Below are 12,960 nucleotides of genomic sequence, written 5' to 3'. Positions count from 1 at the left end.
GCGGCCGCCGCGAGCAGGCCCTCGACATCGGGACGGCCGCACCCTCCCCGAAAGGACACCCGCATGGGTTTACCGCAGGGCATCGAGGTTCCTGACACCCTGGTCGCGTCGTACACGAGGAACGGTGGTGCCGAGGAGCTGGCCTGGATCGCCCGGCTGCCCGTACGCGTGGCGGAGCTCCTCGACCGGTGGGGGCTGGAGCGCGACGGCGGCATCGCTTCCGGCGAGGCTTCGCTGGTGGTGCCGGTGCGCCGCACGGACGGCACCTGCGCCGCACTCAAACTCCAGATGCCCCGCGAGGAGACGACCGCCGCGCTGATCGGGCTGCGGGCGTGGAACGGCGCCGGCATCGTCCGGCTGCTCGACCACGACCCGGAGAGCAGCGCCATGCTGCTGGAACGCCTGGACCCCTCACGCACCCTGGCGTGCGTCGAGGACGACGACGTGGCCATGGGCATCCTGGGCGCGATCATGGGCCGGTTGCACTCCGTACCCGCGCCCGAGGGCCTGCGCCGCCTCGGTGACACCGCACGCGGCATGGTGGCGTCCGTGCCGGCGGCCGCCACCGCCCTGACGGACCCCGCCGACCGGCGGCGGCTGCGCGACTGGGCCTCGACCGTCGCCGAGCTGGTCGGCGAGCCGGGCGACCGGATGCTGCACTGGGACCTGCACTACGGCAACGTACTGGCCGCCGGGCGCGAGCCGTGGCTGGCCATCGACCCCGAACCCCTTGTCGGCGATCCGGGTTTCGACCTGTGGCCGGCGCTGGACACCGGTTGGGACAAGCTCCACGCCGCGGGGGACGCGCGCCGGGTGGTACGGCGCCGCTTCGACCTGTTGACCGAGGCGCTCGGACTGGACCGTCCGCGCGCGGCCGGCTGGACACTGGCACGGCTGCTGCAGAACACGCTGTGGGACATCGAGGACGGGCGGACCTCCATCGGCGTCTCCCAGACCGTCGTGGCCGGGGCACTCCCCCGCCCCTGAACACTGGCCGACCCGCCCCCGGCCGCTCGACGATCCGTGCACCGCAGAAGGAATACAGGCACTGCCGACGGGCGCGCCCCGCGCGCGGACGCGGCGGCTCACGCCATGATCGGCAGGGCGCAACCGCTCCGCGGTCTGCGCGACGCGGCCGCGACACACACGGGGTTGGGCACATGAGCGGATTGCCGCTGGGCGCGCTGGTGGGTTCCTGGGAGCTCACCGGCTCGAGCGTTCTCTGGCGCTCCCGGCCCGTCCCCGCCGCCGCGAGCGGCATCCTCGTCTACACGGCGGACGGGACCGTGTCGACGGTGATGGAGATGCACCTCGAACGCCCCCTGCGCCTCGGGCGGACGTTCGCCTACACGGGGCGGTTCAGGACCGAGGGCGACGAAGCCGTGCACCGCGTCGCCGTCGGCACGTGGCCGTTCACCCCGGGCCGGGAACTGCGCCGCCGCGCGACCCTCCTCGCCCCCGACCTCCTGCGGCTCGAACCGCTGCACCCGGGCCACGGCCTGACCCTGTCCCTGACCTGGCAACGCACGGACCACGCCTGAGCGGGGAGCTCGGCGACCGCGCGACCGGGGCCGGCCCCCTCCCCCGGGAGGGCCGGATCCGGAGCACCGGTGCTCCGGGGCATCAGCGCCCCGGAGCACCGGCTCATGCCGACGGCGGGGCCGTCAGCAGCTGCGCCACTCGATCGAGGCGTAGCGGGCGAAGACCTGTCCCCGGGGCGGGTACACGGTGAAGTACCGCACCGCGCCCTTGGGGCCGACCTGCGGACCGTCCACCGTCTGGTCGTCCCACAGGCTGTAGAAGCGGGTGAACGGGCAGCGTCCGTCCGCCTTGTCGTCGCGGACCCAGCCCGTGGCGTGGCCGTCGCAGATCTCCCCCTCGGTCCGCCCCTCGCCCCGCCAGAACCGGAACGTCGTGCACCCGGGCGTGGCGGCGGCGACGTCGCCGGCACGGGTGCCGGCGGCCCCGGTCGGCGCCGCACCGGCCGGGCCGGTCCCCAGGGCCAGTGTGGCCAGCACGGCCACGGTCGAGGTCAGGATCGTGGTCTTACGCATGTGGTTCCCCTCCGTCGGTCTCGTCGTTGACGTCCTTGAACGTGGTGCGCAGGGACTGGTGCTCGCCACCGGCCGTGTACGACATGTCCACCACCGGCCGCTCGGGGCTGCCCAGCACCACGACGAGCCTCGGCCCGCCGCCCTCGGGGGCGGCGATCGTCGCGACCCCTTCCGTACCCGTGCCCCTGCGCTCCACCCGGATCTCGCGCACGTCCGGCCGGGCCAGCCCGAACGCGACCACGGTGCCGTCCGGGAACTTCTGGATCGCCACGTTGAAGGCGCTCTCCCCGACCGTCATGTCGCATTCGAGCATGCTGTCCAGCCCGGCCAGCCGGACCCCCACGCAAGAGGATCCGGAGTCCTTCCGGTTGCGTACCAACTGCCATTCGCTCCCGGCCCATTGGCCCTCCGCCAGTACGGCGGCCCGGCCCCGGTCGGAGCGGCCGGGGTCTCCCGCCGGCCGCTCCCCGGCGGGGCCTGTGCAGCCCAGCGCCGTCAGGACCACGAGCGTGACCGGCAGTCCCCTGGCAAAGATCGGCTTCCGCACGCCGTCGACCGCTACCAGGCCCAGTGGTCGACGAAGATCCCGGACAGCCTGGTCGTCTGACCTGCCGTCACCCGGGTGTAGTAGTCGGCCCAGGCGCCGGTGTCCTTGTTCTCGATGCACAGCCTGCCCGCGCCCGCCAGGTACGAGCTCCAGAAGACCCCGGAGGTGTCGCTCGCACGCCGGATCGAGGTGCGCCACGGGTGGGCGGGCCAGCCGTTGACACCGCTGCGCGCCGCCACTCGGGTGCACGAGGTGTTCCATCGGCCGTTCACGTTGACCGTGCTCTTCCACTTGTCGTCGGACGTGTAGTTGGTCAGCGTCCCCAGGTCCTGGTGGATCTCGGTCGCCGACGCCGAGGTGGGCGTCATCGCCAGCGCGCAGCCGGCCAGCGCGCTCGCCAGGGCCAGCCTGGTCCTGATGGCCAGAGCCATGGAATTCCTCCGATGTCCGTTGTCGTCCGGTGGTCCGTGGACCGTTCTTCCTCATCTCGGACGGCCGGCCGGTCCGGGCGATGCCGGGCGGGTGGACGTTTGCGCGGTGGATTCGAGACAACCGCACGCCTTCCGCTGGACGGTGCCGAGCGGCCGGTGTTCCGTGGTCCCGGACATTGCCGGGTGGCGGAGTTGTCCGGTGGGGCCCGGGGACGAAGGGGCTGCTCAGCCGGTCGCAGGAGGTCGGACAACCTCGGTTGTCCGCGGACGGATCAGGGGGAAGCATGGCGCGAGCGGGACGCCCGCAGGGGGCCATGAAAGGTGTGACGGGGCCGGCGGACGAGCTGGCCCGGTTCCTGGTCGAGCTCACCGCCGGGCTCACCGTGCGCGAGATGGCCCAGCGGTACGGCGGGGGCAAGACCAGCTGGGGCGAGTACCGCTCCGGGGCACGGATCATCCCGAGGGGCCGGCTCAACGCGGTGGTACGGGACCGGGTGCGCGACGGGCGGGGCCGCGAGGCCATGCTGCGCCGGGCGGGGCGACTGCATGACGCGGCCCTGGCCGCCGGGGCGGAGGCCGGGCCCCCGCCCCGGCTGGACGAGGCGCTGCGGCGCGCGGAGGCGGATCTGGCGGAGTCGGAACGGATCGTGCGGAAGCTGGCCACGGTGATCGCCACCCTGCTGGCGGAGCAGGAGGACACCGCGGACCGGCCCCGGCAGGCCGGCCCGGCGGCGCAGGCACAGGCGCAGGCACAGGCGCCTGCCGCGGAGCCGCAGCCGACGGCCGAGCACGGGGTCGGCGACACCGCGGGCGGGCTGCTGGACCGTGCGATGGAGCAGCTCGCGGCGGTGTGGGCCGCCCGCGCGGCGGCCCTGCGGATCACCTCGCTCCGGGGCACGGCACCACCGGCGGTTCCCACGGCCTACGAACGCAGGGCACTGCTCCCGGGGAAAGGCGGGCCGGCCCTCGAACTCGCCCGGACCGCCGACGTGTTGGAGTACGCCCGGTCGGAGGTGCAGCGCCTGGAGCACGACCTGGACGAGGAGCGCCGCGCGTACGAGGGGCCGATCGAGGGCGTGGTCCTGGAGCGCACCGACCGCCCGACGGCGGCACCGGTCACCGCCGTGCCCGCCACCCCGGCCGAGGCCTCCCGGTTCCCCGGCTCCGCCGGCCCGCTCGCCGTGGTCGTCCCGCCTGCCGGCCGGCCCGCGCCCGGCCGTACCGGTCTCGTCGCGGCGGCGGTGCTGGGCGTCGTCACGATCGCCGCGGTGGTACTGGTCGTTCTCGGGGGCCGGCAGCCACTGGTCGTTCCGGTCGGGGCAGGTCCCGTACAGCCGTACGCGCCGCTCCCCGGCGGTGCGCCGGCCGGTCCCGCGCCCGGTTCCGGGACCCCGTCCACCGGGCCGTCGGGCTCCGCCCCCGCGTCCGCGTCCGCGCCGGCGCCGTCCGGGCGGGCGACCGGTCCGACGCCGCCCGCGTCCGGGCCGGCGTCCCCGTACGCTCCTGCGCCGGGCGGCGGCGGGCCGACCCCGCCCGCCCCCTCGGCCCCGCAGACGCCCCCCGCCGGGGCCGAACCGTCCGTACCGGCCGCCGGTCTGGTCCGGCTGGCCAACACGGGCAGCCGCAGGTGTCTGTCCGTACCGCCGGACAGCACCACGCCGGCCGATCCCCTGGCCCTGGCCGACTGCGGTGAGCAGCACGAACAGCTGTGGCACCTCACGAAGGAGTCCAGCGGACCGGCGGGGACCGTGTACTCGATCCGCAACCGGTTCAGCGGCCTGTGCCTGTCCGTGGACGCGGCCCGGGTCACCAACGACGCCACCGTCACCCAGTACTTGTGCGGTGACCGGCAGGGGCTGTTCCCCGACCAGTTGTGGACGATGCGTTTCCACGCGGCCTCGGACGCGTGGCAGCTGGTCAACGTCAACAGCGGCAAGTGCGTGGCGGCCCGGGTCGGGGGCGGTACGAGCGATCCCGCCTTCCAACAGGACTGCCGTGAGGACCCATGGCTGACCTGGCGGGTCTGACCGGAACGTCGTCGAGCCGACCGGGCACGACAGCCGCAGCCGCGCCCGGTCGGGGGAGTTCGGTTCCCGTACGGGCACCCGCCTGCCCCGTCCGGGTGGAATCTTTCCCCCGACCGGGGATCTCCGCTGGTCGCATGGGGTGAATGGGACGCGCCATTCGTTTCCCGACCCCCTCCGGGAGGCGTTGATGGGGACGTGAATACCTCAAGCACCGCCCCGATACTGTCCGCCCCTCTCGCGGCGGAGGCCCCGCTCACCGTGCACGACTCGGGCGCGGACACCGCGCCCGGCGTCATACTCATCCACTCCTGCACCACCCTCGGCACCACCCTGGTCGTCCACCTCGCGGGCGAGATCGACCACTTCAGCGCGGCTCCGCTGCGGGCGTTCCTGGCTTCGGCGGCCGACAACGGCCATACCGGCCTGGTGCTGGACTGCTCGCGGGTCACCTTCTGCGACTCCGGTTTCCTGGCCGCCCTGGACTGGTGGCCCCGGCAGGGGCGCCGTCTCAGGCTCACCCACCGCTCCCGCGCCGTGGAGCGTCTCCTGCGCGCGGCGACCGCGGCGGCACGGCCTCCCCTCGGGCCCCCGGCGTACCGCCGCCCGGCGCCCCCGCGTCTGGGCTCCACGGGGTAGTCGGCGGCCAGGCGGTGGGCCCGCGTCGACCGCGGGCCCACCGCCTGCACCATCGGCGGGACTCATTCCCGGCTCAGCTCTCGGTCCATGCGCGGAGCTTCTCCGGGTTGCGGACCGCCCAGATACGGCTGACGCGGCCCTCGGTGATCTCGAAGGCGGCCACCGTCACCGGTACGCCGGTGTGCTGGGCGACGAGGCCGGGCCGGCCGTTGACCGTCCGCTCCAGGAGCTCCAGCCCACGGGCCTTGTCGGCGATGTGGATCAGGTACTGGGCGATGTTCCTGCCGCCCTCGACGGGGCGCAGGACCGTGCCGACCATGCCACCGCCGTCGGCGGTCATGACGGCGCCGGGGTCGAGGAGTCCGACGAGTGCCTCGATGTCCTTGGACTCCCACGCCTCCTTGAAGTGCCGTACCAGAGTGGCCTGGCCGGCGGCCGGAGCCGGCTGAGGCCGCCCCTCGCCGATCCGTCGCCGGGCCGACGACGCCAACTGCCGGCAGGCCGCGGGTGTGCGGCCGACGATCTCGGCGACCTCGGCGAAGGGGTACCGGAAGACGTCGTGCAGGATGAACGCCACGCGTTCGGCCGGCGTCATCGACTCCAGGAGGACGAGGAAGGCCATGTTCACGGACTCGTCCAGGGTGACCTGGTCGGCGGGGTCGGCCGGTTCGCAACCGCCGCCGCCCGTCCGCCCGGCGAACCACTCCCCGCGGTCGGGCAGCGGTTCGGGTATCCACGCGCCGACGTAGCGCTCGCGCCGGGCCCGCGCCGAACCGAGCACGTCGAGGCAGATGCGGCCGGCGACGGTCGTCAGCCAGGCGCCGGGCGACTCGATGGCCTCCTGCTGCTCCGGGGACATCGCGTACCAGCGGGTGTACGTCTCCTGTACGACGTCCTCGGCCTCGGCCAGCGAACCGAGCAGGCGGTAGCCGAGGTTGATCAGCCGGCGCCGCTCTCCGACGATCGCGTTCAGCTCCGGCGTGGCCTCGCGGTGCCCGGGCCCGGGCCCGGATGGGGTGTTCATGGTGGTGGCTGCTCCCTCGCTCGTCACGTGCGCTCCTCTCTCGCCGCTACGACGGGACACGGCCCCGAAATGTGAGGCGGGCCCCGCCTCACATTTCGCGGGGCCACGTCGTCAGACCGTCGAGACACCAATGATCCACAGCCGTGAGGCAGAAGAGGGGACCAGATCATGACCACGCAGACGACGACAGCACCGGGCAGGCTCACCTTCCAGGGTGTCGCGATCGCCTTGCAGACCCTGTCCCTGCTCTTCCAGGCGGTCACCGCGGGCCTGCTGCTGTCCACGTCCTACGGCGAGGTGCTGCACAGTGTCGGAGCGCGCGTGATGTACGGCGCGTCGATGCTGTACGTGCTCGCGGCGGTGCTGGCGTGGCGGCCGGGCGGCGGATCGCCGCGGCCGGTTCTGCACGCCTCCGGTTTCCTCGCACTCGCCTCGCTGCAGGTGGTCATCGGCATAGCGCACGTGCCGGGGCTCCATGTCCCGCTGGGCGTCGTGATGTTCGGGCTGAGCGTGCTGGCCCTGCACCGGTCCCTGTCCACCGCCTCCCGTGGGGCGGCGTAACGCCCGCCCGCCCGCCCGGAGCGGGCCGGGCGGGCGGGCGGGCGACCGGGCTCACCGAATCAGCCGAAGCTGCGCCGGTGTTCCCTGGTCTGCTGCGGTGGGATGGTGCGCAGTCGGCGGGCAGGGGGCCGGCCCGGGTCGGTCCTGCCGGGCTCCTCGCCACCGGATCGCGCTGCGGTCTGGTCGGGTTGCGCGGGTGCAACCTCCGGGACGAGCGCGATCGCGGCGATGGCCATCGCCACCACGACGAGGATGATTGCAATGCTCATGGACATGAATCCCGCCTTTCGCCTTGACCTTTACACCTTGTGGCTACTCAGCGTTTCCACTATCCATCGCTTTAAACACGTTAAGTGACGCCGGGGACGGGCTATGTCACTTCCCGGTCCCTACTTCTCGCAGGTGAACGTCACCGGTCCGCTCCGTGCGCTCTTCTTCTGATCGGGCAGGTGCAGCGTGGCGTAGACGGTCACCGTCGAGGCGTTCGGCCGGGCCGGTACCTCGGCCACGTGCAGCAGGGCCTGCGTCGTGGTACCGGCGGGGAAGTCGGCCGAGCCGGGTGAGACCGGCTTGGACCCGCCCGTGAAGGTCCAGTGGAACCGGACCTTTCCCGGCCCGGTGGCCGTGATCTTGCCGTCGAACTCCGCCGTCGTCGGGCTGGCGCAGTCGATGACGGTTCCGGGCGGTGTCAGGACGACCACCTCGACCTTGCCGACCTTCACGCCCTGCTTGCCGCTGCCCTGCTTGTCGGCGGGCGGGGCGGCGCAGGTGACGCGTACGTCCTTCTGGGACCCGCGGGCCTTGAACGTGACGCGGTACGCGCCGTGGTTGACGCCCGACCGGTCCAGTTCGCCCTTGCCGTTCACCGTGGCCCGGAAGGACGTCTTCGGTCCGTCGACGCGGACCGGCTGCTTCGCGGGGAACCCTCCGAGGTGGAGCTTGTAGCGCGGGTCGCCGCCCGGCTTGCCACCGCCGGCCACGACCAGCTCGCAGGAGGGTGCCGCGGGTGCGGCTCCCGGCTCGGTCTGTGGGCGGCCCTGGGCCGCGAAGGCCGGGGTGAGGCCGACCGCGGAGGCGAGGAGCGGTGCCGCGAGAAGCAGGTAACGCCGATGCCGGTTGGTCTGCCGGTTCATCGTGCTGCCCTTCGTGAGGAGAGCCCCCGGGAGGACATCAGGATATCGGCCACCCCGCCGCACGGCGCGGCGTCCATGCCGTGGCGGGGCCGGGCTCAGGACAGCCGGCAGGTGTGGAAGCGGCTGGAGCGTACGTGGCCGAAGGACGCCGCGAGCTGCGGAATCCCCTGGCCGGGCTGGACCGTCAGGCGCGATCCGGAGTAGTCGGGCTTGTTGTACACGGTGACGCAACGGCCCCGGCGCACGCCGTCCGCGCTCCACGTCCTGCCCGCGTTCCACACCGACGCGGCGTCGTTGAAGCCGACGTAGGCGGTCGTCTCGGGGTACCGGGGCATGTCCTGCGCCACGAGGCTGGCCACACCCGTGTACGCGGGGCCGGTCCATCCGCACAGCCATCCCGGGGTGCAGGGCGGTGCGGGGGCGGCGAGGCCGCCGGAGCCGGCCCGCGCCGCGGGGGCGAGGGCCAGCAGGAGGCAGAGGACCCCGAGAACGCTCACCGCCCTCGCCCTGCGGCGGGCCGCGCCGACAGTGCCGGCGGTGACGGCGGTGACGGCGGTGACGGCTTCAGGACGTGTGGTCACAGGTCTCGCCTCCCGGCTGGTGGGGGACTTCGGTGCTGCGTGCTTCCATCGCACCTCTCCCCCACGGTGATCGCACGCCGGCGCACCACTGCGACCGCACCGGGGCGGGTCAGTCGGCCGTGAGCAAGGCCCGGGCGAGGGTGCGGAGTTCTTCGTCCGGGTGCACCTGAGAGAAGGGCATCGCGGAGAGCAGTCGCAGCGGCGAGAAGGCGAAGGACCGCAGGGTCGGGCGCAGTTCATCGGGGACCCCGCCGATGGCGGCGAGGGCCTTCAGCGCGCACAGCCCGACCGGGGTGGGGCCGACCAGGGCGGCGAGGATCGGGACGGCCCGCTCCGGAGAACCGGTGATCCTGTGGTGGGCCTCGGCGGCCGCCATACGGGTCCACTCGTACCTGGCCGCCAGCAGCGGCTCGACGAGCGGCAGCAGTGGAGCTGCGGCGCTGCCGAGCGACTGGAGGCTGCTCAGGTGCCAGTGAACGGGACCCTGCGCCGTGAGCAGCCCCTCGAAGACGCGGAGTGCCGGTGCCGCCTCGCCGGTCAGCCGGTGGTGGGCCACGACGGCCGCGGCGCTGAGCGAGGAGTCGGTGCTCTGCGCGGCATCGTGGAGCAGGGAGGTGATCTCCGGTGTCACGACGCCGCCCCGGCCGATCCGGCGGGCGGCGACGACGGCCGCGCGGCGGGTGCGCAGGCAGTCGAGCAGTTCCGGCTGCGCCTGCCGTGCGGCGGCGCCGCACTGCGCCAGGGCGTCGATCAGGGCGATGGCCCCGTTTCCCGTGGCGCCGGCGGCCAGCGTACGGCGCATCGCGGGTATCAGCCGGTCGGCGGCCTCGGGGAAGCACGAGGCGGCCGCACTGAGGGCCTCCGGGCCGGGGTCGCCCAGCACCAGCTCCAGGGCGCGGGGGTCGCGTGAGCGCACCAGGGCGAGGAGCGCGGGTGCGGCGGTCTCCTCCTCCCCGCGGGCGTGGCCGTACAGCGCGTCCCTGAGGTCGGCGCCGGGCTCGGGCAGGCGCTCGATCCATGCGCCGATGGTGGTGAGGCAGTGGGCCGCGGCGCGGGTGTCCCGCTGGTGCGGCAGGGCGGCGAGCATCAGGGCCAGCACCTCGGCCTCCCGGTCGCGCCAGGTCTCCGCGATCTGCCGGCCGAGCCGGGATCCGCGTGCACCGGGGTCTCCGGCCGCGATCCAGCGGGCGGCCGCGGCGAGTCCCGCGTCCGCGTCGCGGATGAGGAGGCCGGTGAGCCGGTCCTCCTGCGACGTGGTGCCCGCCCAGGGGAAACCGTCGTCGCCCGGGTCCGCTTCGGCACCGTCCTCGGCGAGGACCTCCACCAGCTGCTTCTCGTACGGCGGCCCGGACCGTTCGGCGGCGAGCATGGCGGCGGCAAGCCTGACCTCGGGCAGCGGGCTGTCGAACGCCGCGCTCTCGCGGCCGAACCGGTCGAGGACGACCAGGGCGTCCGCCCGTACCGCCGCGACGGGATCGGTGGCGTACAGCTCGTCGACCCGGCGCTCGGCCGTGGCCCGCACCTCGGGCGGCAGCTGACCGGCCGCGGCGGCGACCACCCGGAGCGCAGCCCTGCGGACCGAGCGCTCGGGGTCACCCAGGCAGGGGAGCAGGTCCGGGAGCACGCGGGCGAGCTCGGCGCAGATCGCGGCGACCGAACTGCCCGGCCAGGACGGCGACTCGGTGTGCTCCGGGTCGTGCTCGGCCAGGGCGGCGAGCAGCATCAGCAACTCGTCGCGCCTGCCCGGGGCGTGGAGCACGGCGTGGGCGAGGAAGGGCACGGCGGGGGCCGAGGCCGGGTAGACGGTGCCCTGGTGGTGGATGGTGCCGTACAGCTCGTGGACCGCCTCGCCGACCGTGTCGTCCTCGTCCGCGTAGAGCGCCCTGATCAGCTCGGGCACGTCCTCGGCAGGGCCGTGGGCGTGGGTCAGGTCGTGCCAGCGGACGTGGTCCAGCTCGGCCGGAGATCTCATGGTGGGCGCTCCTCAGCGATCAAGTGTGCCGACCGTACCGATCACCACTGACAACACCCCCGTTGACGACGGCCGGCTCTCCTGCCGGGGCTCCCGGGGCGTCGAGCCGCAGGCGGGTGGCGTCCCGGCTGGGAGGCGTACCGAACTGCCGCCGGTACTCGCGGCTGAACTGCGACGGGCTGTCGTAGCCGACGCGGTGGGCGACGCCCGTGACATCGCCGGGCCGGGCTGCGAGCAGCAGGCGGGCTTCCTGGAGCCGGATCTGCTTCTGGAAGCGGACCGGGCTCATCGCGGTGACCGCCTGGAAGTTCCGGTAGAAGGCGGACTGGCTCATGCCGGAGAGCCGGGCCAGGTCCTCGACCCGGAACGGCTGCGCGTAGTGGCTGCGGATCCACGCCACCGCCCGCGCCACATGGCTCAGGCCGCTGTCGGCGAGACCGAGCTGGCGTACGGTGCCACCCTGCTCCCCGGTCATCACCCGCCACAGGATCTCGCGCTTGATCAGCGGCGCGAGCACGGCACGGTCACGGGGCCGGTCCAGGAGCCGCAGCAACCGCACCACCGCGTCGAGCAGTTCGTCGGGCGCGTCGCAGACGGCGAGGGCCGGCACGGCGGTGCCTCCGGCCCGGGGGACGTCCCCCGGGCCGGCGAGCAGCAGGAGCTCGGCGATGTCGGAGGGCTCCAGGACCAGGCCGAAGCCGAGGGCCGGACGGTCGGGGCCGACGCGCAGGAACTGTCCGGTGACCGGCAGGTCCACGGAGGCCACGAGGTACTGCCCGGCGCCGTACTCCAGGACCCGGTCCCCGATTGCGAGGCGCTTGGCGCCCTGCGCGATGACGGCGAGCACGGTGCCGGTGGTCGCCGGCTCCGGTGCGTCCGACCGGTCGACCTTCGATACGAGCACCCCGTCGACGGACGTGGTCGCGTCGGGGCGCGCGTGCCGGGCGAGCAGGGTCCGCAGGTCTTCCAGATCCATGGTTCCAGTGCAGCACAGGATCCGCCCCGGCATCCCGCGTGCGGGAGGATCAGGCAAGTCTGCTGGACGATCGTTCTACTGGAACAGCAGGTCAGAGGCGTCCAATGGAGGTATCGAATCCCATCGGACTCCCAGGAGGGCCATCATGCAGGTAGCCATCGTCACTGGTGCCAGCTCCGGCATCGGACAGAGCGCCGCCATCCGGATCGCCGCGCGCGGGATCGGGGTGATCCTGACCTACGGCCGCAACGAGCAGGGTGCGGTGGACACCGTGGCCGCCGTCGAGAAGGCGGGCGGCACGGCCGTCGCGCTCCGCCTGGACCTCGGCGACAGCTCCCGCTTCGACGGCTTCCGAGACTGTGTGGCCGACGCCCTGCGCACGACGTGGGACCGCGACACCTTCGACCACCTGGTCAACAACGCCGGCATCGCGCAGACCTCGCTGATCGAGGACACCACCGAGGAGCAATTCGACCTGCTGATGCGCGTCCTGCTCAAGGGCCCGTACTTCCTGACCCAGCGGCTCCTGCCGCTGATGGCCGACGGCGGTTCCGTCGTCAACGTGAGCAGCAACGCGGCGTCCGCGACCTCCGGGCTGGAGCCCGGCTACGCGACGTACGCGGCGATGAAGGGCGGTCTGACCGTGCTGACGCGCTACATGGCCAAGGAGTTCAGTGCGCGCGGCATCCGCGGCAACGCGGTCTCGCCCGGCGCCACCCGTACCCGGCTCGCCGACGACGCGTTCACCCGCTTCCCGGAGGTCGTACCGGCCATCGCGGCGAAGACCGCCTTCGGCCGGGTCGGGGAGCCCGACGACGTCGGCTCGCTGATCGCGGCGCTGGTCGGCGACGACGGCCGCTGGATCACCGCCCAGGACATCGAGGTGTCCGGCGGGTACCAGTTGTAGCGGCGACCGGGCACCCGGCGCTGGCCAGGCGGCCCGCTCCCGCGGCCGGGGTGACCGGCGCCTGTCGGCCAAACCCCGCAACCGGGGCGGTGCGCACGCACCTTGGGGCCG

General features: G+C 73.6%; 15 protein-coding genes. 6 read left to right on the top strand and 9 right to left on the bottom strand.

The genetic code is table 11. The features are described 5' to 3' along the window. Positions 1–63 precede the first annotated feature (63 nt). Positions 64–987: an aminoglycoside phosphotransferase family protein gene (locus E6U81_RS04445; protein ID WP_136228738.1), complete on the top strand. Its 924-nt coding sequence runs from the start codon at positions 64–66 to the stop codon at positions 985–987. Positions 988–1,160: 173 nt separating this feature from the next. Next, entirely contained in the window at positions 1,161–1,541 is a 381-nt protein-coding gene (locus E6U81_RS04440) for a lipocalin-like domain-containing protein (protein WP_136228737.1), read from the top strand. A 123-nt stretch (positions 1,542–1,664) separates the two neighbouring features. Here the strand turns inward: E6U81_RS04440 and E6U81_RS04435 are convergent, their stop codons facing one another. The 3 genes from E6U81_RS04435 to E6U81_RS04425 are packed head-to-tail and all read right to left on the bottom strand — an operon-like array spanning position 1,665 to position 3,032. Then, the gene (locus tag E6U81_RS04435) at positions 1,665–2,054 is read right to left on the bottom strand and encodes a hypothetical protein (protein ID WP_136228736.1); all 390 of its coding nucleotides are present in this window, start codon (positions 2,052–2,054) and stop codon (positions 1,665–1,667) included. After that, positions 2,047–2,601, bottom strand: a complete 555-nt coding sequence (locus E6U81_RS04430) for a hypothetical protein (RefSeq protein WP_136228735.1) — start codon at positions 2,599–2,601, stop codon at positions 2,047–2,049. Before E6U81_RS04430 ends, E6U81_RS04435 begins: the two co-directional genes overlap by 8 nt. 11 nt (positions 2,602–2,612) lie before the next feature. Then, positions 2,613–3,032 carry a hypothetical protein gene (locus E6U81_RS04425; protein WP_136228734.1) on the bottom strand — a complete coding sequence of 140 codons (420 nt, stop codon included), beginning with the start codon at positions 3,030–3,032 and terminating at the stop codon, positions 2,613–2,615. Positions 3,033–3,346: 314 nt separating this feature from the next. On the opposite strand from E6U81_RS04425, the gene E6U81_RS04420 reads away from it, so the two are divergent. Next, a complete protein-coding gene (locus E6U81_RS04420) occupies positions 3,347–5,059 on the top strand; it encodes an RICIN domain-containing protein (RefSeq protein WP_136228733.1) in 1,713 nt (570 codons plus the stop codon). 195 nt (positions 5,060–5,254) lie between these two features. Further along, complete coding sequence (locus tag E6U81_RS04415) at positions 5,255–5,695, top strand: STAS domain-containing protein (protein WP_168714552.1); 441 nt, start codon at positions 5,255–5,257, stop codon at positions 5,693–5,695. Positions 5,696–5,768: 73 nt separating this feature from the next. On the opposite strand, the gene sigJ is transcribed toward E6U81_RS04415, so the two are convergent. After that, entirely contained in the window at positions 5,769–6,719 is a 951-nt protein-coding gene (sigJ, locus tag E6U81_RS04410; RefSeq protein WP_136228731.1) for an RNA polymerase sigma factor SigJ, read from the bottom strand. A 168-nt stretch (positions 6,720–6,887) separates the two neighbouring features. Here sigJ and E6U81_RS04405 point away from each other — a divergent pair, with 168 nt between their 5' ends. After that, positions 6,888–7,280, top strand: a complete 393-nt coding sequence (locus tag E6U81_RS04405; protein ID WP_136228730.1) for a hypothetical protein — start codon at positions 6,888–6,890, stop codon at positions 7,278–7,280. A 59-nt stretch (positions 7,281–7,339) separates the two neighbouring features. On the opposite strand, the gene E6U81_RS04400 is transcribed toward E6U81_RS04405, so the two are convergent. From E6U81_RS04400 to E6U81_RS04385, 5 genes are all read right to left on the bottom strand, one after another. Then, positions 7,340–7,549 carry a hypothetical protein gene (locus E6U81_RS04400; protein ID WP_136228729.1) on the bottom strand — a complete coding sequence of 70 codons (210 nt, stop codon included), beginning with the start codon at positions 7,547–7,549 and terminating at the stop codon, positions 7,340–7,342. A gap of 120 nt (positions 7,550–7,669) precedes the next feature. After that, on the bottom strand, positions 7,670–8,413 hold the full coding sequence (locus E6U81_RS04395) for a hypothetical protein (protein ID WP_136228728.1): 744 nt from the start codon (positions 8,411–8,413) through the stop codon (positions 7,670–7,672). A 95-nt stretch (positions 8,414–8,508) separates the two neighbouring features. Then, on the bottom strand, positions 8,509–8,994 hold the full coding sequence (locus tag E6U81_RS04390) for a peptidase inhibitor family I36 protein (protein ID WP_168714551.1): 486 nt from the start codon (positions 8,992–8,994) through the stop codon (positions 8,509–8,511). 109 nt (positions 8,995–9,103) lie between these two features. Next, positions 9,104–10,966, bottom strand: a complete 1,863-nt coding sequence (locus E6U81_RS39640; protein WP_168714550.1) for a hypothetical protein — start codon at positions 10,964–10,966, stop codon at positions 9,104–9,106. 19 nt (positions 10,967–10,985) lie between these two features. Next, on the bottom strand, positions 10,986–11,942 hold the full coding sequence (locus tag E6U81_RS04385) for an AraC family transcriptional regulator (RefSeq protein ID WP_136228726.1): 957 nt from the start codon (positions 11,940–11,942) through the stop codon (positions 10,986–10,988). A 145-nt stretch (positions 11,943–12,087) separates the two neighbouring features. On the opposite strand from E6U81_RS04385, the gene E6U81_RS04380 reads away from it, so the two are divergent. Further along, entirely contained in the window at positions 12,088–12,849 is a 762-nt protein-coding gene (locus E6U81_RS04380; RefSeq protein WP_136228725.1) for an SDR family oxidoreductase, read from the top strand. Positions 12,850–12,960 lie beyond the last annotated feature (111 nt).

The organism is Streptomyces sp. A0592 (genome assembly GCF_004795115.1).
GTDB classification, from domain to species: domain Bacteria; phylum Actinomycetota; class Actinomycetes; order Streptomycetales; family Streptomycetaceae; genus Streptomyces; species Streptomyces erythrochromogenes.
This window is presented reverse-complemented; position numbering and strand designations above follow the sequence as displayed.

What these genes read in the sequence shown, in the direction of transcription:
- E6U81_RS04445 (WP_136228738.1), top strand. Translation starts at nt 64, where the DNA reads ATGGGTTTACCGCAGGGCATCGAGGTTCCTGACACCCTGGTCGCGTCG.
- E6U81_RS04440 (WP_136228737.1), top strand. Translation starts at nt 1,161, where the DNA reads ATGAGCGGATTGCCGCTGGGCGCGCTGGTGGGTTCCTGGGAGCTCACC.
- E6U81_RS04435 (WP_136228736.1), bottom strand. Translation starts at nt 2,054, where the DNA reads ATGCGTAAGACCACGATCCTGACCTCGACCGTGGCCGTGCTGGCCACA.
- E6U81_RS04425 (WP_136228734.1), bottom strand. Translation starts at nt 3,032, where the DNA reads ATGGCTCTGGCCATCAGGACCAGGCTGGCCCTGGCGAGCGCGCTGGCC.
- E6U81_RS04420 (WP_136228733.1), top strand. Translation starts at nt 3,347, where the DNA reads ATGAAAGGTGTGACGGGGCCGGCGGACGAGCTGGCCCGGTTCCTGGTC.
- sigJ (WP_136228731.1), bottom strand. Translation starts at nt 6,719, where the DNA reads ATGAACACCCCATCCGGGCCCGGGCCCGGGCACCGCGAGGCCACGCCG.
- E6U81_RS04405 (WP_136228730.1), top strand. Translation starts at nt 6,888, where the DNA reads ATGACCACGCAGACGACGACAGCACCGGGCAGGCTCACCTTCCAGGGT.
- E6U81_RS04400 (WP_136228729.1), bottom strand. Translation starts at nt 7,549, where the DNA reads ATGAGCATTGCAATCATCCTCGTCGTGGTGGCGATGGCCATCGCCGCG.
- E6U81_RS04395 (WP_136228728.1), bottom strand. Translation starts at nt 8,413, where the DNA reads ATGAACCGGCAGACCAACCGGCATCGGCGTTACCTGCTTCTCGCGGCA.
- E6U81_RS39640 (WP_168714550.1), bottom strand. Translation starts at nt 10,966, where the DNA reads ATGAGATCTCCGGCCGAGCTGGACCACGTCCGCTGGCACGACCTGACC.
- E6U81_RS04385 (WP_136228726.1), bottom strand. Translation starts at nt 11,942, where the DNA reads ATGGATCTGGAAGACCTGCGGACCCTGCTCGCCCGGCACGCGCGCCCC.
- E6U81_RS04380 (WP_136228725.1), top strand. Translation starts at nt 12,088, where the DNA reads ATGCAGGTAGCCATCGTCACTGGTGCCAGCTCCGGCATCGGACAGAGC.